The organism is Halorubrum sp. AS12 (genome assembly GCF_051122765.1).
Taxonomy (GTDB): domain Archaea; phylum Halobacteriota; class Halobacteria; order Halobacteriales; family Haloferacaceae; genus Halorubrum; species Halorubrum trapanicum.
In genome coordinates this window covers 248,481-268,709 of record NZ_CP185386.1, presented here as the reverse complement: position 1 = coordinate 268,709, position 20,229 = coordinate 248,481, and the positions used below count along the sequence as shown (strand labels likewise).

The following is a 20,229-nucleotide window of genomic DNA, read 5'->3' as shown; positions in this document are numbered from 1 at the left end:
TTTGATGGACAAGCGTGTTGAGCGCGGTTTGTACGTGTGTGAGGAGTGTGATGCGGCGTTCAACGCTGACGTGAACGGGGCCGAAAAATCCGTCTCGACATCAACAACGACGAAAGTAACTCCAAGTCTCCGCCTGTTTTGGGTGGGGATAGGAGTACCGGCTGGTTGGCACAGCCCGGAGTCTACCTTCATGACTTGTCCTGCGGATTCCAACCGCAGGAACAAGGGGCAGACTGTAAACCGTAACATCCCAACTGCGGTTGGGATTCCTCCGCCTTCAGGCGGAGGAGGATGTCAATAGACCCCTGTTGATTGCTGTTCAGAATACCAGAATCTGTGCGAGAGCACCGAGGAAAAAGAGTGCTACCAAGAACGCGACCCCGGTCTTTTGGACTCGGTTTCCATAGGCGTCGAGTTCGTAGTTGCCGATACAGATAGTGACAAGCCGCGTGAGATGTGTGAACGGGCTTGGCGGTCGCGGTTCCGGGATCCGCTCACGGAGTCGCCTATATTCGGTGAACGACCAGACACTGTAGAGCAATACTGAGATAACCAGCGTGATCACCGCCAGAAAGACGATCCCGAGTAGCACACCGATCGGGTCCGTCAGTTCGACTTGTAGGTGAGCTGGATCGCCACTTCCGGATCCCGCGAAGAGAAGAACTGCCGCAGTACTCACTACCGAGGCCGGTAGTACGAATAGGGCTATCTTGAGTAGCTGTATACTGAGGCTGTGGATCGTCCCTCGGTCGACACCGAACAGTGTTTGATACCGTGTCGAGGTGTATTCGTGTTCGGAACGGATTCCTGTCTCAGCCCCTGGTTTTCGCGCTCCGATTGCGTTGAGCGCGGTGAGGAGCAGACCGAGACCACCGATAGCGATGAATTCGAATGGACTCGTTACCGTCTGCCGCTCAAGGAACCCCTCACTCGGGTTGTCGGGATCGACGTATGCCGTCACCGTCTCACCTGCTTCATATGGCTCAATCGCTGATTGGGCGTCCGATCGCGTGTCATACGATTGGCTAATACTACCGGGGAACAGTTGGTCGCCGGTATATTGGGTTCCCTGGAACTGATAGGTAAATTCGATTTGAACGTAGTAATCCGAGCTCCCGCGGCTCTCCGACTGGGAGACGGATGCCTCCTCGATCGTTGCTTCGACTGTCACGGCATCGTCGACCGCTTCGGACTGTTGAACGTAGTCGTACCCGCCGAAGGTGATCCCCGCCAGACAGACGAGCACGATAATAATCGTACCCTTTGTGACTCGAATCGGTGTACCTCGAACGGTGAACTCCATTTATCCGAACACCGTCACACGTTGTAGATGTAGTTTGGTTGATTTATCGACATCTGACACTGAGGAAGTGCTATTCCGCGTGTTTCAGTATTTGCGGGGTGACGATCACCTCAAGGGCAGCAATCCCGAGTGCGACCCAACGGATCGTACCCTCAAGGAAAGCGAAGGCGATGAGGGCGATGACCGTGGCATTAACGAAGCTTATACCATAGCGAATGGCTGGACTGTCAAAGATGGAGGGCATCTGGGTGGTTTGATTAGGAGCACAGTGATATTCTTTTATACTTTCTCTCTCAGAGGAACCAGCTTATTGGTTAAATAAATCTCATATATGATCCAATTGTATCATCTCATGTCTCTAATATTTCAGTAGTTGTTTGCCCAAAAAGTATTTATAGATTATCTATATACTTCACCAATATGTACCGGGACTCCATCGGTACATACCCATACCCGCATGTATGATTACGCGGTCAGCAACCATCGAAGAAATAGATGAACTGTACCTAAGGTGGAACGACCATATCAACGCCTCCGCCCTCTTTCGCCGCGCCCTCCGCGAGGAAATGGAAGTCCGCGGGGTCGATCCCGATGAACTCCGCGAACTCCTTGAACGGGCCCGCGAGCAGGGCTACACGCTTGACGAAATCGTGAAGAATACGAACCGATTCGACGATCTTCAGTCGCTCGTCGAAGAGCAGCAAAGCCAGCCGACGACTGAAGACGCCACTGAGGATTGACCCGCTATGTCACAGGATCAGACTCCCTCCGACCCTAAGCGTAGCACCGAAACCGAGTCACCACCATCTGGAAGGATACCTCGGCAGGCAGCGCTCATCGTTGTCCTCCTCGGCCTGTTCGCCGTCGAACCAGTTGCCGCTCAAGACAACGCTGTCTGTAGTGCGGACAATCTCCCAGGGATGATTGAGGGGTTCTTTCAGCTGACCACGGCATTGGGAATCGTCGGCCTTGCTATCGTCTGGCAAGCAGATTCCCTGATTGAGATGTTCACCCTCAGTCCTGAGCAAAAGAAGGGGCTCAAGCGCCACAAACGCTCAGCGATGAAGTCCGCGGTGGTCCTCGTCGTTCTCGGCCCGCTGTACACCGTCGCTGGGTCGATGATGAGCCTTCCGCTGGCGGAGTGCCTTGATCTCGTCCCCTGGTAACCACTCTGAGATCCCCCCGCGAGCCCTATGAACCATCGAGAGCTCTCCGTGCTCATGGCCGGTTTGCTCGCGACGAGCCTAGTCACGGGTATCGTCGCTGCTGGCCCGCCGCAACCGGGTACGGAGGGGAACGAGCTCACGGAAAACGAGTCGGCAACGCTGTGGTCACGTGATGTGGACAACTACATCACGCAAGAGGAGTACCGCCAGCGCTACGGCGAGAACCGCTCCGCTGTCCATCAGATCGCGAACGGGACGGACATTACGTTCAAACGGCCGCCCGAGACCGCGGTGACGTGGACGCGGAACGACTTCGAGGACATCGACGCCGGCGGCCCAGATACGTCCGTGTATCCGCCGCACGCGGACCTGGAGGACAGCGTCTTCATCGAAGATGCTCACGCAACGATCTTCGCCGCCCAGCCCTCTACTCGTGGCCACCTGGAGTCCGGTGAAACCCCACTCTACATCGCACCGAATGGGACGATGCGCGGGTTCGTTGATTACCGCGTTCGCGTACCCAACGGGAGTTCCTCCGGCAACACGACTGTCTCGTGGTCGCCTACAGAGCACGAGATCGAAGAAGTTCGGTTGAAGAAGGACGGCGAGACCATCGCCGAGCGTGACGGGTCCCATACGCCTGCCCTCGACTACCAAATCGAGGATGACTGGAGTGCGAATCTCACGCTTGAAGCGGAGATCAGCGTCCGGCTGAAGAAGACTGTCAGGACCGACCTGGGTGACCGGACGGACGTTGACGTCACCTACCGGACGGAATCACGCAACGTCTCCAATTCAATCGCCGTCGAGATCTACGACCTCTCGGCGTACCCCTACTATGCCGAGTATCCGAACGGCGACGCCGGCGTGGCCATCTTCCAGTCGCGGCCGTGGCAGGGGTATACGCTCACGGAAGACGGTGAGGCACGGGTCCGTGGCATCTGGCGATTCTACACCGCTCGGAACACCAACTGGGACACGCTCGTTCGGTCGAATCGTACAGACAGCGCCACCGTCGAGTCAGACGCGATTCCAGTGTACGTCCACGCCTATCCCTCGCGGATCGGGCCGCGGGCTGAACCAGTCCGAGACGGCCCCGAACTCATTGAGACGTGGGGGACTGACCGCCCGTCGCCAGTCGGGACCATCGGTGAGAACATCAATATCGACATCGTCAACCAGTCGTACACGACGACGTACGGGGTCGCCGTTCGAGCCGAGAACGTCGATCGAGAGGCGCTACGCGTTGCGGGCATCGTCCGGGAAGTGAATGCGTCAATCGTCGAGCCGGACGCCGGCTCCGAGCGGCAGCTCCGTCGCAGCAATCTCACTGCCGAGGTCATCCAACAGAACCAGTCGCAAGCAACGCTCAGAGTGGAACTTCGGGACAACCAAACTGGTGCGCCGATCGCGCTCGACGATAGCCGTCAATATCCAATCGGTGGCACCACCCGAAACGGGTACATCACGGTCGCGGATCAGCGCGTCAAAACCAACGCCTCCGGGCTGGCGATTGTAACCATCGACGAACCGGACATCTACACGGCTCGGTACCACCCAGGCTCTTGGCTCGGGCACGACCCGGCATACGTGAGTGATACCGCGACGGCCCGCTGGCACCCGCTCGGGACGATCGACGGCTGGTTTGCGCTGGTGTTCGAGGTCGGCTGGCAGTTCCTACCGTTCTTCGTGATGTTCTACGCTGGCAAGCGCCTCCTGCGGATGCTCGGCCCAGAAGAAATCTTCCAGCAAAACCCATGACTCAGAACAATCCCCACCTCAGTAGACGGACCGCCCTCCGAACAGTCGCCGGCGCCGCTCTCGTGAGCGTGGCCGGCTGTCTGGATGGCAACGGAAGCACCGGTCCTAACGGTAGTTCAAGTCCAGGAGACGGATCTGGTGTGTTCCAGCAGGTGACTGTCGAAGAAACAGAACTCATCGTCCAGTTCGATTCGGACTCGGAGTTCGACCAGATCAACCTCATCCAACCGGACGGCGAACTGTTCGGACAGCGGGAGGTCGCTGCAGGTTCCCAGCAAGTCTCATTTGACCTCGGCACAGCGTACGCTCCTGGCGAGTACGAAATAGTAGCCCTCAGCGGTGAGGAAACAGTCGGTGAAAGCTCGCATTCTGTCCAGCCAAACCTCGGGATCATCGAGATGGGCATCGGTAGAAACCAGCCTGAAGAGATGTGGGATGGACCAGAAAGCGAAATCGAAGAGGAGGCCTTCGTCACCCTCGAAAACCAGGGGACTGGCCCTGATGCGGTTACAAAATTGCTCTTCATTGGTGATGTCCCCTATCCGTCCGACGAAGAGGGGACGAACTATGTCGATGATGAAGACGTAAGCGGGATTTACGACCCGGAGTCCGACTCCGAGATTGAGCAGGTCATTATCGGCCCGGGGGAACAAATTACGCTCTATAGTTCACGCTCGCCCTTCGCTTTCGTTCCTGGAGCAGGCACGTCTTGTTCGAAGGAGTCGAAGACTGGCGAGTTTGAACTAATACTTGAGACGCGAGTTGGCGGGGACCGAGTCACCAAAACGTACAGTATCCAGTATTCAGGCTCCCAAGAAATCGATAACTGCGATATTTCCATCAGTGAGGCTTAACCATGGTTGATCTAATCGACGTCGTCCTTGAGGGATTCAAAGAGGTCGTCGATTGGATTGTCGGCCTCTTCATGGACGGCCTGCGTTCCGGCTATGAGACCCTCACCGAGGAGATGTTCGGGACACCAACGCCGGAGACGGATGGTTCATTCGTCTTCGGAGAGCCCAGTAATGCTCCTTGGCCGTCAATTCAGGACGCGCTTGTAGGGGGAGAGATCATGTTGATCTCGCTGCTGCTCCTCGTGATGTGCGTTCAGGGCCGTCACACAATCCGTATATTCAATATTGGAAGTGCATACGAGGCCAGGAGCACCAAGAAAACAGCTTGGGTCGGCGCGTTTCTGATTATCAGCTGGTACTGGGTCAGTATTCTTGGACTCTACATCGTGGACGGGTTCACTATCGCCCTGATGCCGAGTCTGGGTTCGCTGGGCGATGCGATGCTCAACTTGCTCGAAGTCTCAATCACAAACCCTGGGCTTTCACTCGTATTCGCACTGATTGGAGGACTCTCAATGTGGGCTTTGGAGGCACTCTACTACATTCGCGAAGTCTTGCTCTACGTCTACGTGTATGGGATGCCGATTGCGTTCGCGCTGGCCTACGGAAACGTCCCCGTGCTCTCGGATATTGCGATGGGGTTCAGTAAGAAATTCGTCCCGTTAGCGGTCCTGCCTCTACCTGCAGCGGTGGTGTTCAAAGGATACGACTTGCTGTACTCTCAGAACGCCATCGCTCCGAGTAGTCCGTTTTTGCGGTATCTCAGTCGCGGCATCGCTCCCGCTGATCGCACTCTACCTAACCTGGAAGACGTTCAAATACGCAACCCCACTGACGGCGAAGGTTCTCGGTGGTGCGACGAAAGGAGCGGCCCTCGTCGGCGGTGTCGCCGCTGGGGCCTACATCGGCGGCGCCGGCGTCGCGACGACCGCGGCCCGGTGGGGACCGAAGGCCGCAGCGGGACACGCTGTGGCGCAGAAAGCTGCAGCCCGGGGTGCGAATAGCGACGAAGACAGCGGGACGCCGTCGTACCGGCGGACCGAGAACGACCCTGGAAGCTACTAACAATCCATGTCCATCGACAAAGACGCAGCCGCACGGCGCATCATGGACCAGTTCGGTGAGGAGAGCCGCATCCCCTACCTCAACATCGAGGAAGGCGACGTCGGCGTCCTGATCGCCTTCCCGATCGTCGGCTTGTTCATCGCTGGCCTCACCGGCATCGAATCACTCGCCCTCCCGTTCGTCGCAGGTGGGTTCGGGTTCGGCGTCGCGATCGTCTACGTCTCGCCCGACCACCTCAACGCGTGGACGTGGACGAAAGACGTCTATCGCTACGTCAAGCGCCCCCAGATCACGTTCAGCGCCCCGGAGGAAGCCGACAGTAGTACCAATGAGACAGAGCGCAACGAGGGCGGGCTCGCGAACTACACACCGTTCAAGCCCGACGAGCGGACGCAGGACCTCACGAACATCGAGCGGGCGTGGCCGGGGGCTGGCGCGATCCAGCGCGCGGACGGCACGATGGAGGCGTTCATCGAGATCAACCCCGGCAACATGGACTTCGCGATGTCCGACGACTGGGCACAGCTCCAAGACGCCGGCGAGGAGTTCGCCAACAAGGAACTGGACTCGAAGCTCAAACTCCACGCGACGACCCGCTCGTTCCCGGTCGAACAGATTACGGAGAATATCGAAGACCGCCTGAACGACGAGGACGTCACAGAGAACCCAATCTTCAAAGAACTCCTCGAGGAGTATCGGGAGACCCGGCCGAAGGAGATGCGCGAACGGGGCATCCAGCAGGTGCGGTACTACATCGGCGTCGAGGTCACGCCGTTGGAGGTCTACGACCGCTTCCGGGATGAGGGTACGCCGGCCGAGAAGCTGACGCAGTTCCCCGTCATCGGGTTCCTGTTCAACCCGTTCGTGACCCGCCGCGAGGACCTCACCGACGTCGAGCGCCGCGCACAGATGTTCGAGAAGCTCGACAGCCGAGTCAACGATGTGCGGTCGGAGTTCATCCAGCAGGCCTCCGGGTGGTCCGCTCGGCGGCTCAGCACGGTCGAACTCTTCGTGTTAAATATGGACTTCTGGAACGGCCGCGAACACAGCTACGACGAAGCCGAGCGCGTCGTTCGCGAACAATCCATCATCGGCCACTCGCGCCGGGAGGATGACCACGATGCGTAACCTCGTCCTCCAGACGGGCAGCGGAGCCGTTGGCCAGCTCACGGAGTGGCTCACGAACCCAACCTCAGCGGAAGGTGCGGCCCTCTACCTCCTGCTCGCGGTACTGGTCGGGATCGGCGGGAAACTCCTCTGGGACTGGTACTCAGAAGACGATGAGGAAGAGGTGGAGTTCTCGGACCTCCTCGACGAGGAGACCATTGAACAGGGCGCGGCCGAACGCCAGCTCCTCGACGACATCACCGAGTCACACAAGACGGTGACGGCGCCAGCGGCAATCGAGTGGGAGACGCGCGCGGCACGGGTCGGCGAGCAGTGGACGACGACGCTGTACATCACTGACTACCCGGACTACCCTAACGACGGCTACCTCTCCGAGCTCTTCGAGATGACTGACGTACAGTTCGACCTAACGGCCCACATCACGCCGAAGAACCAGGAGCGGGCGCGGAACGAACTACAGGATATCGCTGACGACCTCCAGGTCGACGCTGACCTCGAACAGAGCGTGCGGAGTGCCTACCTACAGGAGCGCGCCAACGAGGCCGCAGCGACGTACAAGGCCGTCGAGAACGGCGCGAACGTCTTCGACCAGGGGATGTTCATCACGGTACGAGCCGACGAGAAGGAGGACCTCCGCGACGCCGTCCAGAAAGTCAAGAGCGCGCTCCGTGACGACCCGGCGAACCTCACACCGAAGACGGCGATCTGTCGGCAGGATCTCGCCCTTCAGTCCGCCGCACCCATCGGTGACAACGAGTTTGGGCGGACGTCGATTGCGCTCGGCGGCGCCGTCGGCGCGTTACTGTCCTCGCCGCACAACGCGACGATTCTCGAGGAGGGTGGCGTCGAGTTCGGGATTCACAAGGACAACCAGAGTCCCGTGGTTATCGACCCGTTCGCAAGGGACAACGGGTACGCGATGTTCACCGTCGGCGACACGGGCTCGGGGAAGTCGTTCAGTTCGAAGCAGAACTTCATCCGTTCGATCGAGCAGAGCAAGGACCGTATCGGCATCATCCTCGAGCCGTTGAACAACTGGGCGGGGGTCGCCGAAGCACTCGACGCCAAACGCATCACGGTCGGCGGGACTCTCGGGCTGAATCCCTTGGAGATTCGGGAGACGCCCGAGCACGTCCAGCGGGCGATGGGCGAGGACGCGAGCCCGTTCAACGAGAAGCTCGACGACGCGATGAGCTTCCTCACGAACTTCTTCGCGCTGCGGGGCATCTCGCTGGGTGACCGCCGAACGACGCTCGAACTCGGGCTCAAGCGAGCGTACAAGCGCAACGGCATCACTGACGACATCTCGACGCACGACAACCCGAGCCCGACGATTCAGGATATGATGGACGTCTTCGAAGACATGGTTGACGACCCCGAGGAGTTCGTCGTCCAATCCGACGAGGAGGCGGGGAAGATCAAGGAGGACGCGACGTGGCTCCTCGACCAGCTCCGCCCCTTCGAGGACGACGGTCGGCACGGCAACCTCGGCCAGGAGTCCGACTTCGATATCCGTGACGAGAAGGTCATCTACCTCGATCTGGCCCAGCAGGAGGGCAGTGTCGACAGCAGCACGGCGCTGACGATGCGAGCTACTCATCTCGTTGGTCTACGAGCGGGCGAAAGTCTCGGAGAAGGAGGTCGTGTTCTACATCGACGAGGCTCGCTACATTATGCAGGACGCCGCGAGCCTGGCGTTCCTCGAAACGGTGTTCCGCCACCACCGACACCACGACCTCTCGATCCGGCTGGTCACGCAGACCGTCGACGAGTTCTTCGAGCACGCCGAATCCGAGGCGATCCTCGATCAGTGTGCGGTCAAGCAGTTCCACCGCCTCGACGGGATGGACGAGGAGTGGGCTGATGAGTTCGGCCTGAACTACGCACAGATGCGGTTCGTCCAAGATGCCGTGCCGGGCAACGAGGACGCCGGCTTCTCCGAGGCGCTGGTGGGCGTCGACGGCGAGTGGCGCGGCATTCAGGTCAAAGCGATGCCCAAGGAGAAGCAGGTCATCGACTTCGACCCGACCTCACAGGTCCGATCCTCACTGCCCGGCGCCGGTGACGACGCCGTCGATACCGAGATGGAGGAGTTCCAGGAAGAGCTCGAACACCGAGCAACGAACGGAACGAACGAAACGAGCGAACTGAACGAGGAATCAGACGCCGTCGAAGCTGAGCCAGACGGCGGGTCAACGGAGGGGACCAACGATGGCTGAGTACCTTCGCGTCACGCCGACATCCGAGCGACTTGACCCGGAGAGCATCCCCCGAGTCCTCGATAGCCTTCACAAACTGACCACGCCCGGCTCGTCGGGCCTCGGGGCGAAGCTGAACCCGCTCCACAGTGAGACACCACCCCGATTCGAGTTCCTTGCAATCAGTGATGGCCCGGACGACCCAGTGGAGTTCTTCTACGGGGCCGATGCGCACCTCGATACGCTTGAGAAGCGCCTCCGCTCCATCTATCCGGCCACGTTCGATATCGAGCGCGTCGACGTCGACGTCGCCGTCCGGCTCATTCAGCCAGTCGAGTTCACACCGCAGGAATTCGTCGACCACTACGAGGCCGGGCGGCTGCAGTACGAGTTTGGCCCGGCAGAACAGTACAAGATCGTCGACGAGGAATCAGGGGACCCCGAGGCAGCCGAAGCGGACCCCGTTGTCGACGGCGGTACGGCAGCCACGAGCGTCCCCGATCATCACGTGACTGTCGGAGACGCAGCCCTCGAACTAGCGCCGCCCGATACACTTCCAGACGACGAGGAAGAGCGACGGGCCATCGAGAAGCCAACGATGACACCGGCGGGAACGATTCTGGCTCGCCCGGCACAGGATGCTGTCTCGCCGCTCGGTGTCCGGTGGGATGGTTCCGCGTCACGGAAGCAGGACTGGATGACCTCGCTGACGCCGTTCACGGCAGAGGAAACGAACGGCAATCTCTCGTCGGTTGACGAACCGGGCGCGGCGCTGGCGTCGCTGATCGACCATCTGATGGAGGCGACAGCACCGACCGCATTCCAGGTGGTCTTCCAACGGCGTGCCAGCTGGCAGTCCGACGCAGAGGTGCGGAAAGAAGACCTCGTCGACGGCCGGGATACGGTCTTCCAGGAGGTCGTTGGGTCGTTACTCGAGGTCGAGGAGCAGCGGAGCGACCAGGACGACCGGCAGCTCAGCGAGGCCGTCGAGAAGCGTATCGAGTACATCGATGCGAAGAACGCCAAACGGTCGTTCACGGTCAACATCCGGGCCGTCGGCGTCCCCACCGACGACACCCGCGACGACCTCGATGGCCGGATGGACTCGCTCCTCCCCGTGTTCGACCCGCTGGATGGACCGTTCTACGAGGTCGAGGGGCAACGCCTCCGGGACAGCGGCTTCCGTGAGAAAACGAAGGAGAAGAAGGCACGGGCCGCTCTCCAGCGCCTCCTCAATCGCGAGTTGACGACGGGACGAGGGAAGACCCGCCCCGAGCTGGTCCTCAGCGGGACGGAGCTCGCGAACTTCGTCCTCGTCCCCTCCTCCGAACAGTTGACCGTCGAGGGGACGCGGGGGACCAGGGCCGAACAGCAGAGTCGGAATCCGCTCCCGTGGCCGAATCCGGATCTGATCCAGCAGTTCCAAGACGGGATGGCCATCGGCTACGCGCTCGACGAGAACGGTGAGCCACGGCCGGATCCGATCCGGATCCCGCCGGACCTGTTGCCGACGCATTACGGGCGGTTCGCCTCGACTGGTGGCGGGAAGTCGAAGGCCATCATCAACGACGCCCTCTCGCTTCGCGAGTCGACGGGTGGCCCCGTCGTCCTCGTCGACCCGAAGGGCGACGGGATGTGTGAGAACTACCTGCGCTGCCACTACGAGCGGTTCGGTGGCCTCGACGACGTCTACCACTTCCGCGTCCCGGAGACCATCCCCGCGTTCTCGTTCTTCGATATCCGTCCCGCGCTCGAGGCCGGTCGCAACCGCGAGGACGCGATTCAGGACAAGGTCGACCACTGCCACGACATCCTCCGGATGATTATGGGTCGCGAGCAGTACGGGCAGGCGTTCGTCGCGAACGAGATTCTGAGCTATCTGATCAAGGCGCTGTTCGACGAGGAGTACGGGAGCGACGTGTTCGGGCTGGACGATCTCTTCGCCGCCGCGCTCCGGATGCAGCGCGACCAGACGATTCCCCCGGTCTCTGCGGACAACCAGAACATCGAGGAATCGCTGACGCGCCACTTCGCGAAGGACAACCACCAGTTCCAGGTGTCGATGGACGCGGTCGGGAACCGTCTCGACAAGCTCAAAGAGGACGCGCATCTCCGACGGATCTTCAGCCACGTCCCCGAGCAGAATGACGCCGGCGAGTACGTCGACAACCGCTTCGACTTCCGCGAGTTCCTCGATGAAGACGCTACTATCATCTTCGACCTCGGCGACCTGCGGCCGGAGGCCCAGCGAGCGATCACCCTCCTGCTGTTGAGCAATCTCTGGGACGCCGTCCAGGTGCGCCGGCGCGACGGCCAGACCGACTACGAGAAGCTCACGAACCTCATCATCGAGGAGGCGGCACCGGTCGCGTCGACGAAGCTCGTCTCCGAACAGCTCCTGCCGCAGGGCCGGTCGTTCGGCCTGAGTATGGGACTCGTGATCCAGTTCCCCGAACAGGTGCGGAATCGGAACGAGCGAGCCTATGACGAGGTGCTGAACAACATCAAGACGAAGCTCATCGGCAACATCTCGATCGAGCGCGACCTCGCGGAGTCGCTTGCCCACGAGGACCTCAGCCCGACCGAACTCCGCAACCGAATCAACACGCTCCCAAGTGGCGAGTGGATCGCGCAACTCCCGAGTCCGTCGTTCGGGGAGACTGGGCCGCCGCCGTTTTCGCTGAAGCCGCTCCCGATTGCGGCGGGGCATCCAGAAAGCGACCAGCCGCTCACAGAGTCCCAGGAAGACCATTTCGAGTCTGTGTCCCGGCCACGGATGGTCGAGCGGACACAGACCCAGTACGGGCTAACAGAGCCGACTGAGTCGGACACTGCTCCGGAGGAGACTGGCTGGGGGAGTTCGGGGGCTGAGACGACGGGCTCAGCTGCCGACGGCGACTCAGGAACGGACCCGACGCAATCCGCGTTCATCAGCGAATCGACGACCGAGGACGCGTCGACGTCGACCACGCAGCTCGAGACGGACAACGACCCAGATGCAGACGAGTCAGAGATGAGCCCCCTGTTCGGGCAGGCCACCGAGACGGACGAGGAAACAGCAGGTGACCAAGCAACGCAGCCGGAGAACGGGGCAACGCCCGTCCAGGAAAGCAGCGTCCCTGTTCCTGATGACGAACTCCGACAACGCGGGCTCAGCCGTGACGACGTCCGGTTCCTGAATCGGGTCCTCGACGTGATGAACCGAGAGGACGACGAGTACACGCTGCTGGACAGGATGAGCCAGCTCCGGGACGAATACAACGACCTCCATGTAGAGCGGCTCACGGAGCAGGACCTCTTGGAAGCGGACTCCGCGGCGGGGCGCAAGTACTACACCGTCCTCCCGGACGGTCGAGACCTCCTCGGGAGAGAATTGAAAGCAGGGCCAGGAGCGGGTGATCTCGGCGAGAAAACGCCACACAAGGTTGGCGTCCGGCTCCTCGAGCTCTGGCTCCAGCAGCAGGACGACGTCATTCGCGTGGAACCGTACTACGAAACCGACGACGGCACCGTACTGGACGTGGCCGGCTTCGCCGAGGACGGCGATCTCGTTTGGGCCGGCGAAGCAGAGCTCGCGAGTAACAACCGGCACGCCCCGGTCGAGGATTACAACAAACTCAGCGCGGTGGACGCCGACGCGATCTGGGCCTTCAACAATCGCGAGACGGCGCTCGACGTCCTGGATAGCCTTGCCGACGCGGATCGGATCGACGAGCGGGTCAGCGGGCGGGCGGCACGGTCGTTCGCGACCATCAGAGATGCCGTCGACGAGTTCGATGCTTCGGGCCTGACCACCGTTCGGGGCTTCAAAAATCTCGATCAAGAACTCAACCAATGACCTGGCGACAGGCGACCCGCGAGGAGATTTACGCCTACTACGCCGAAGAGTTCCCCGCTATCTGGATGACCTGCCGGAATTCATCACGGCGACCAGCCCGAAACAGTACGCCGTCGCCTTCCGAGAGTCCCAGCCGGTTCGCAAAGACGAGGTACCGGCCAAGGACTTCATCCGGCGGGATACGTGGCGAACAGATCCGATCGGGGGACCGAACGACGCCCGAGTTCGACGACTTCGAGGATGTCGTTGAGTTCTTTCGGCATCCAGCCCGCAACGACCCGCTGGGGCGGAGCGAGTTCGCACTGGCAGACCCGGAGGTGCTGGAACAGCCGGACCCACGGCCCGACGCCGTTTACTACGCGCTGGATCACTGGGAACGGCCGTGGGTCCTCTTGGTCGACATCGACGCGAAAGAGATCGCCCGAGACCGAGCGGACGAGTTGGTTTCGGCGAACGTGGACGACCGGGACGACGATGCGCTCCTCGACGCCGCCGGAATCCTTGACGCCGCTCCCAAGGGGTATCCGTACGCCTTCGAAGACATCGACCGCGCCATCGAGTACGGATACGAAGTGCGCGACATCTTCGAGGACGATTTCGACGCCGAGGAAACGATGGTCGTCTACAGCGGGCAGGGTGTCCACGTCTACCTACTGGATACCGATCCGGCGCACCGATACGACGAGCAGAGTCGCGAGGTGTTGAACGACCTTCTCCTCGAGACGTACGACATCCCGATCGACCCCGTCGTGACGGCCGACCGCCGGCGTGTCGCTCGCCTGCCCTACTCGCTGCACGCCGACGTCTGTAGCATCGTTCAACCAATCGAGAGCCCGGCGTTCGACGTTCGGTCGGCGACACCCGAGGTGATCGACGAATGAGTCCGAGTACACCCACCGACGACGAAGACATGGCGTATCGAGTTGCGGCACTCCCGCTGGAGTACGGTGAGACCCGCATCAACCAGCTGTTTACGCGTGGGTACAATCGATACGTCGTCGACGGTGAGGACCAACCCGAGGACCTCGTGAACGACGTCGAGCGGTTCGGGACGGCGGCGTTCAAAGAGCAGGTTCGTGCCGACGCCGCCGAGGAGCCGTTCGTCGACGAACCGGGGACGCTCGCTGTGCTCGCGACGTTGAGTGCGATCTGTGTGAAAGAGCACCCGAAGTTCGAGCACGCGTCGCCCCGGAACATCCAGGTGCTCTACGACATCCGGGAGCTGTACGTCAACAATCTCGCCTCCCTCATCCGCGCCCACGGCGATGGGTCACTCCAGCAGGACATCGCCGACGTACTGTACAGCAAGGAGCCCGGTGAGAATGGCCCACATCCGGGTCGGGTCTGTACGGGCATCACGGAGATGCCGGAGTTCGGGGAGGGCCTCTACCTCGAAATCCCGATGGCGGCGGCGTCACGCAAATGTCTCGTTCGAGAGGACGAGACGGCGACGGGGAGTGACGACGACGGAGAGATACTGACGCGAGTGAAAGACAACAAGCTGTACGTCCCGGTCGGTGATTTCGACAGCAAGTATCGGGATTATGGTGAGCGGGCGTTCAAGAAGCTCTTGCGCGTACAGGAGGATGGCCTCTCCGACGACCAGCTATCCTGGTTGACCACGAACGAGTCGGCGATTACGGAACGGATCGACCGCTTCCTCGAGACCGGCCATCACGAGCGAATCTGGCGGAACTGGGACCGTGGGGAACGGACGATCCGCGTCCTCAGACGGGCCCTAAGTGACGCGCCCGACGACGTGGCACAAAAGGGTGAGTTCCACACGGCGAAAGAGCTCTACCGAGCGGTCGAGGCGTATGAGGCCGAGGACGAGTGGGAATCCTCCGTGACGGACTGGATCTCGAGTCCAAGCAGTCTTGCGAAGACGCTGGCCGATCACGAGTCCCACTCGGCAGTCACGATCGACCGCGACGGGCGCGTCAATACGTACCGAATCGGGCGAGCCGGGACCGGCGCCGAGCAGATCGAGGTCCGGGAGATCGAAGATCTCTTCGAACTCCCCTGTATGGCGAATATGGAGGAGCGGCTACACGAGAAGAAGCCCGTCCGGAAGGACCTCTACAACTTCGCGCGGATGGTGATGTGGCTGCCGCAGTATCAGGACAGCAGCCTCGACGAGATTGTCGCGGGTCTCAAGGACGTCTTCGCCCGGTGGCCGTGGTACGACGAGCAGGAGACTGAGTACCAGGTTCGCTACGAGTTCTCGAACACGATCGACGGCGACACGCCATTGCCGATGAACTGCGATAACGACGATCTGCAGCGCTACTGTATCGGCCAAGACCAGTGTCCCTACTCGATCTGGGGTAGTCTCCCGTTCCCGGATGAGATGTACGAGCAAGTTGATGAGGAATCAGCTGGGCCTACTGAGCAATTCTGAATTGCTGATTTCATTCTTTGTTTGAATACTATCGAATAGTACCCTTTCTCGTGAAACTGCTGATAGACCCGTACACAATTACTGCTGGAAACTCCAGCGTTTGTGATCCATATTCTCACTCAACGCCAGATACAGCTAGAGGTATGGTATAACCGCTATAAAAGTCGATTCCAGGTCGGAGATAAGAAACGGCTATTCTCCCCTTCCTATTAGTATCAGTTGTGCTAAACGGGTGGTATCTGGTGACTTGGAGGGATGAGATCATTCATCACGAGGGCCGGGAGGAAACTCAAGGACCTTTTCGGAGGTGATCAGGAGGTGGAGACAGATTCGTCACCCTTGGCAGTCAGTTATGTCCCACGGGAGGGTGTCCAAGAACAGATAGTTCAGCGCCTAGACGGAGAGAAAAATCTGTTTCATATTGCGGGCGAGCCAGGTGTTGGGAAGACCTTTCTCCTTGACTGGGTGGAGGACGAGTTCGGTGACGAATACGCGGTCGAACGGGTTGAGTTAGGCTCTCACCACAGTATCCAGACGGTGGCACAGAAAATCTACCGGACGATCCTTGGTGATATCCCAGAATCGGTGAAGGAAGGCGACCGAGAGATCACCGGTATCTCGGGAAGCGCTAGCGCTGGCGGGTTCGGAGGCGGGGGCGGTGTCTCATGGACACGAAACCCCCCTGAGTGGGCGGAAGATAGATTCCAATATATTGAAGCACTGGATCAGATGGCTGACTACATTCCAGACGGTCATAAGCGACTCATCTGTCTTGATGACGTCCACAACGTTGACGATGACGAGAAGAAAATAAAAGATGCTCTCAGCGAGATTGCCGAAGTGCTTGGACCGGAAGTCACCTTACTATCAGTAGGCCGACTACAGTTCAAAGGCCAAGTTCCGGTAATCCGACTTTCTACGTTCAGTGAGGCACAGTCCGTCGAACTCCTGATGAACGAAGTACCTGAAATGGAAACAGCGACGGCACGGGAACTCCATGACCGGGTGAGTGGCCATCCATACTACTTGGGCCTCTTGGCAGATATCGAGGATCCCGCCGCCGCTATCGAGGTCCCTGAGGGAGACATCCGTGACTATATTGAAGAGGAGTATCTGGAAGCGCTGGGTGGAGATGAAGAGCGGTTCCTCCAGGCGACATCCCCGCTGACCGAGCTAGATGAGTATGTTTGTAGCGCTGTATTGGCGGACGAAGACGGGTTTGATCAGGTTGGTGTCCGCCGGTTGTTACGTGATCTCAACAAGCGGGTGATCGTCCAAGACAAGAGGACCGGCCCCGACGGGACGACTCGGTACGCGATCCACGACAAGTTCAGAGAGTTCTTGCTCCGCCAGGAGTCGAATCCGGGTGAAATCCACGTAGCAGCGTTTGAGTTCTATACAGATCAGCTTCGAGGCCAGATTGCGTCTGATGAAACTGATTTCGAACAGGGGACACAGTCCACCACGCTCTGCACCCATCACCTGTCCGCTCTGATAGAGTTACAGGAGCAACAGCAGAGCGTAGCTGGTTTTCTGGAAAGAGCATTAGGAGAGGATGGATTGCCGTTCTATACGGCGACTGTTCTTCTTGACGAGCTCAAAGCATGGCCGACAGATGATGTACCGGAAACCGTTGTGTCGACGGTGCTGTCTACCTTGGAGGATCGAGAGCCGCTTGCACGGTACTTTTTCGACGAGAAAGTCGATCGATCGTGGGCCGAACAACTCTACGATCAAGAAGTCTTCGCTGATCCAGATATCCCTCACATGCAGTACCTGTCCAGCATCATCGACGTTCACCCGGACTTTGTGGTCAAGGTTATTACTAATCTCGACAGCGAAGATCCGAACACGCGACGGTGGCTAATCAGCATCGCAGGCGATCTGCCGGCGGATTGCAGCGGCTGAGACAGCTGCTATTATCGAGTCGTGGGTCTCAGAGTCAGAGTCGTTCCACCAACTGGATTTCTATGCGATACAACTAATCCAGCATTTGGTTGAACATGACGAGATAGAGGCCGCAGTGACCGTGTTAGGCGGTGTACTTCGGGCACCACAACGCGATGCCGACCTCGACTGGCAGCAGGACGAGCAGTTCGAACAGTATAAACTCCACGAGCTGTTTCAGGAGACACGTGAGATCTTTGTTGAGGCGTGTGGCCACGAGTTCCTCAATGCGATTAGATGAGGCATTACGAAGGATCTTGGATGCCGGAACGGATCCTGAAGGAGAGCCGATTTATGAATCAGTAGCTAGCCGAACCCCGATACCGGACCTTGATTACGGTGAGAACAATTCCGGTGAACGGAAGCATATCCTCTTCACGTATCTGAGCCTGGCTGCCAACCAGTGGGTTAGTGCTGATCCAAACGAAGATAGCCGGGGAGATTTGATCACATCATATCTAGAGGACCCTATTCCTGCGTTCCGGCGTATCGGCTTGTTTCTCCTCAGTCAGCACCCTGATACATATCAAGACCTCGTTGCCGATGAGTTAGGAGAGGAGACAAACTACGACGATGATAATATCCAGTATGATTTCTATAGACTGGTAGAAACCGCGTTTTCCTCTCTCGACGACGACCAGCAGAATCAGGTTTACAAGGTACTCCGCGAAGGGCCACAGGATAGACAGTGGATTGAGGACCGGGCGGCCCACGAAGCGCCAGATCGTGAGCAGTCTGAAGACGAAATTGTACAGGAGCGTGTGGAGCGGTGGCGATTGAAACGCTTGTATCTCCTTGATGGAGAAGTCTCAGCTGACCAGCAGGAGTATATTGACTTCTTAGTCGAAAAATACGGGGTTCCAGAAAGGACTGCGTCCGAGCCGTATACACCATCGGTCCGTGGTGGTTATGTGGATGAACGAGGACCGGAAGATCTCGAGACGCTTCGTACTTGGTCCGCTGAAACAGTCCTGCAGATGTGTGTGGACTGGAAACCACCTGAAGACCAATCGTGGTCTTTCGATGATGATGAGCGGGTAGAGATCAGTCACTGGGGGTTCGCCAAACAGCTCTCCCAGTTGGTTAAGGAGCAGCCAGCTTCGTACGCAGAGAGAATCAGTATTCTGGAAGATGCGAAGCCACAGTACGCGGATGTCGTTCTGGACGGGCTTGCTGAGGCGCTACAGAACGATGGGCGGTTCTCATGGCAGCCAGTCCTGTCGTTTTGCGAGACGGTGACAGATGAACCCAGTCAGTGGCCGTCACGGTGCCGTACCTCGATTGCCCAACTTCTCCGAGAGGGTATCCAGTCAGACCAGACTGATTTCCCCAGGAAGTACTTAGTCCGCGTTGAGGGGCTGTTGGTTCATTTGCTCACGGAGGTCGGTCTTGAGACAATTGAAGAACAGCCGCAGAGTTGGAAAGGTGGCGTCGGTGACCCTGAAGAGGAAGTACGTAGAAACGGAGTCGGTACAGTTGTCAGTTATATATGGTGGAAGGACCAGAACAATTGTTTAGGTGACGATGGGTTAGATGAGCCTCTCCGAGGAGCAATCCAGACAAGGATAATTGAAGATAGCGCTGTCCCGGTGCGGACGGCTTTGGGCAGGCATTTCCAGACGTTCTGGGCAGCAGATAAAGATCTGATTCAGTCACATTTGGACGACCTCTTTCCAAGAGGCGATGAAAACGAGGCGAAGCAGCTGTTTTCGGCAGTGTGGAACGGGTACACTAGAGGTAACCCACTCCTTCAACCAGCATTCTCGGAGCTACGGCCGTTCTACAGGCATGCGATTAGATTTGCTGGCCGAAGATGAGTCTGATGAGGGATGGATCACTGCAGCGACGACAGCGTCCCATATTGGTATGGCGTATGTCGTTGAAGACGAATCACTTGACGACGATGAGAGTTTAATACGGCAATTCTATGATATGATGCATTCGGAGACAACAGCAAACGTGGCCGATGCATTCTCACAAGTTCTTGATAACGAGGACAGCCCGCTCGACGATCACTGGGACGCGATCCGTGAGCTCTGGCAGTGGCGACTTGGTAAAGTCGAAAGTGAAATAACCGATATCGAAGATGCCGCCGAGTACCATCAAGAATTCAGATATTTCCTTCAATGTCTTCAACACACTGATGCAACCAGTCTGGAGGACGAACAGGACCTTGTGGAGCGGACTGCTCCTTTCCTCGTTCATCAAGCCCCGCATGTGCGGATTCTTGAGGAATGGTTAGGCGAACAGTCAGCTACCTACCCTGCTGCAGCGATATCCGTTTACCACGCTGTTATTGAAGCGGTCCCTGATGGAGAATGGCACAATGTTGCCCGTTCAAGCAAAGACGAGATGCGAGAGACGCTGTATACAAACGCCATCCACGCAGGGGATGAACCAGGATCCCATGCGTACAAGGTCGCAAACCGATTCGCAGCAGCCGGGTACGAGATTGATAAAGAGTTTCTTGACAGCTACCTCAGTGACGACGATTCCCGCTAACATCCTTATTTAAATCAACTACAAGAACCACCCAATCTGAATTTTTTATAGCGATTTCACAGAGCC

The 20,229-nt window shown here is 58.8% G+C and carries 13 protein-coding genes and 4 pseudogenes; 15 read left to right on the top strand and 2 right to left on the bottom strand.

Annotated elements, in window-relative coordinates; genetic code table 11:
- Positions 1-10 precede the first annotated feature (10 nt).
- A pseudogene (locus ACODNG_RS16210) lies at positions 11-246 on the top strand (RNA-guided endonuclease InsQ/TnpB family protein); the annotation flags it as partial.
- A gap of 73 nt (positions 247-319) precedes the next feature.
- Here ACODNG_RS16210 and ACODNG_RS16205 read toward each other — a convergent pair.
- Together ACODNG_RS16205 and ACODNG_RS16200 are read right to left on the bottom strand one after the other, a co-directional pair.
- Complete coding sequence (locus tag ACODNG_RS16205; protein WP_434523161.1) at positions 320-1,303, bottom strand: DUF3592 domain-containing protein; 984 nt, start codon at positions 1,301-1,303, stop codon at positions 320-322.
- Between the two features lie 70 nt (positions 1,304-1,373).
- On the bottom strand, positions 1,374-1,547 hold the full coding sequence (locus ACODNG_RS16200; protein WP_434523160.1) for a hypothetical protein: 174 nt from the start codon (positions 1,545-1,547) through the stop codon (positions 1,374-1,376).
- 217 nt (positions 1,548-1,764) lie between these two features.
- Between ACODNG_RS16200 and ACODNG_RS16195 the strand changes: the two genes are divergently transcribed.
- The 14 genes and pseudogenes from ACODNG_RS16195 (at position 1,765) to ACODNG_RS16130 (ending at position 20,163) form a co-directional block, all read left to right on the top strand.
- Positions 1,765-2,043, top strand: coding sequence for a hypothetical protein (locus ACODNG_RS16195; RefSeq protein ID WP_434523159.1), 279 nt, complete (start codon positions 1,765-1,767; stop codon positions 2,041-2,043).
- Between the two features lie 6 nt (positions 2,044-2,049).
- On the top strand, positions 2,050-2,469 hold the full coding sequence (locus ACODNG_RS16190) for a hypothetical protein (protein WP_434523158.1): 420 nt from the start codon (positions 2,050-2,052) through the stop codon (positions 2,467-2,469).
- 27 nt (positions 2,470-2,496) lie between these two features.
- The gene (locus ACODNG_RS16185; RefSeq protein WP_434523157.1) at positions 2,497-4,230 is read left to right on the top strand and encodes a hypothetical protein; all 1,734 of its coding nucleotides are present in this window, start codon (positions 2,497-2,499) and stop codon (positions 4,228-4,230) included.
- Complete coding sequence (locus ACODNG_RS16180) at positions 4,227-5,084, top strand: hypothetical protein (protein ID WP_434523156.1); 858 nt, start codon at positions 4,227-4,229, stop codon at positions 5,082-5,084. Before ACODNG_RS16185 ends, ACODNG_RS16180 begins: the two co-directional genes overlap by 4 nt.
- Positions 5,085-5,086: 2 nt before the next feature.
- Positions 5,087-6,149, top strand: a pseudogene (locus ACODNG_RS16175) (hypothetical protein).
- Positions 6,150-6,155: 6 nt separating this feature from the next.
- Complete coding sequence (locus tag ACODNG_RS16170; protein WP_434523155.1) at positions 6,156-7,277, top strand: hypothetical protein; 1,122 nt, start codon at positions 6,156-6,158, stop codon at positions 7,275-7,277.
- A pseudogene (locus tag ACODNG_RS16165) lies at positions 7,270-9,496 on the top strand (VirB4 family type IV secretion system protein). Before ACODNG_RS16170 ends, ACODNG_RS16165 begins: the two are co-directional and overlap by 8 nt.
- Entirely contained in the window at positions 9,489-13,313 is a 3,825-nt protein-coding gene (locus ACODNG_RS16160; protein ID WP_434523154.1) for an ATP-binding protein, read from the top strand. Before ACODNG_RS16165 ends, ACODNG_RS16160 begins: the two are co-directional and overlap by 8 nt.
- Positions 13,310-14,194 (top strand): annotated as a pseudogene (locus ACODNG_RS16155) (DNA primase). Before ACODNG_RS16160 ends, ACODNG_RS16155 begins: the two are co-directional and overlap by 4 nt.
- On the top strand, positions 14,191-15,714 hold the full coding sequence (locus ACODNG_RS16150) for a primase-associated protein (protein WP_434523153.1): 1,524 nt from the start codon (positions 14,191-14,193) through the stop codon (positions 15,712-15,714). The pseudogene ACODNG_RS16155 and the gene ACODNG_RS16150 overlap by 4 nt, the downstream one beginning before the upstream one ends.
- Before the next feature lie 255 nt (positions 15,715-15,969).
- Positions 15,970-17,622, top strand: a complete 1,653-nt coding sequence (locus tag ACODNG_RS16145) for an AAA family ATPase (protein WP_434523152.1) — start codon at positions 15,970-15,972, stop codon at positions 17,620-17,622.
- A gap of 85 nt (positions 17,623-17,707) precedes the next feature.
- Positions 17,708-17,902 (top strand): hypothetical protein, encoded by a 195-nt coding sequence (locus ACODNG_RS16140; protein WP_434523151.1) that lies wholly within the window; start codon positions 17,708-17,710, stop codon positions 17,900-17,902.
- Entirely contained in the window at positions 17,889-19,478 is a 1,590-nt protein-coding gene (locus ACODNG_RS16135; RefSeq protein WP_434523150.1) for a hypothetical protein, read from the top strand. The genes ACODNG_RS16140 and ACODNG_RS16135 overlap by 14 nt, the downstream gene beginning before the upstream one ends.
- Positions 19,450-20,163, top strand: coding sequence for a hypothetical protein (locus ACODNG_RS16130; protein ID WP_434523149.1), 714 nt, complete (start codon positions 19,450-19,452; stop codon positions 20,161-20,163). Before ACODNG_RS16135 ends, ACODNG_RS16130 begins: the two co-directional genes overlap by 29 nt.
- Positions 20,164-20,229: the final 66 nt, after the last annotated feature.

What these genes read in the sequence shown, in the direction of transcription:
- ACODNG_RS16190 (WP_434523158.1), top strand. Translation starts at nt 2,050, where the DNA reads ATGTCACAGGATCAGACTCCCTCCGACCCTAAGCGTAGCACCGAAACC.
- ACODNG_RS16205 (WP_434523161.1), bottom strand. Translation starts at nt 1,303, where the DNA reads ATGGAGTTCACCGTTCGAGGTACACCGATTCGAGTCACAAAGGGTACG.
- ACODNG_RS16180 (WP_434523156.1), top strand. Translation starts at nt 4,227, where the DNA reads ATGACTCAGAACAATCCCCACCTCAGTAGACGGACCGCCCTCCGAACA.
- ACODNG_RS16170 (WP_434523155.1), top strand. Translation starts at nt 6,156, where the DNA reads ATGTCCATCGACAAAGACGCAGCCGCACGGCGCATCATGGACCAGTTC.
- ACODNG_RS16160 (WP_434523154.1), top strand. Translation starts at nt 9,489, where the DNA reads ATGGCTGAGTACCTTCGCGTCACGCCGACATCCGAGCGACTTGACCCG.
- ACODNG_RS16195 (WP_434523159.1), top strand. Translation starts at nt 1,765, where the DNA reads ATGATTACGCGGTCAGCAACCATCGAAGAAATAGATGAACTGTACCTA.
- ACODNG_RS16135 (WP_434523150.1), top strand. Translation starts at nt 17,889, where the DNA reads ATGCGATTAGATGAGGCATTACGAAGGATCTTGGATGCCGGAACGGAT.
- ACODNG_RS16200 (WP_434523160.1), bottom strand. Translation starts at nt 1,547, where the DNA reads ATGCCCTCCATCTTTGACAGTCCAGCCATTCGCTATGGTATAAGCTTC.
- ACODNG_RS16130 (WP_434523149.1), top strand. Translation starts at nt 19,450, where the DNA reads ATGCGATTAGATTTGCTGGCCGAAGATGAGTCTGATGAGGGATGGATC.
- ACODNG_RS16185 (WP_434523157.1), top strand. Translation starts at nt 2,497, where the DNA reads ATGAACCATCGAGAGCTCTCCGTGCTCATGGCCGGTTTGCTCGCGACG.
- ACODNG_RS16145 (WP_434523152.1), top strand. Translation starts at nt 15,970, where the DNA reads ATGAGATCATTCATCACGAGGGCCGGGAGGAAACTCAAGGACCTTTTC.
- ACODNG_RS16150 (WP_434523153.1), top strand. Translation starts at nt 14,191, where the DNA reads ATGAGTCCGAGTACACCCACCGACGACGAAGACATGGCGTATCGAGTT.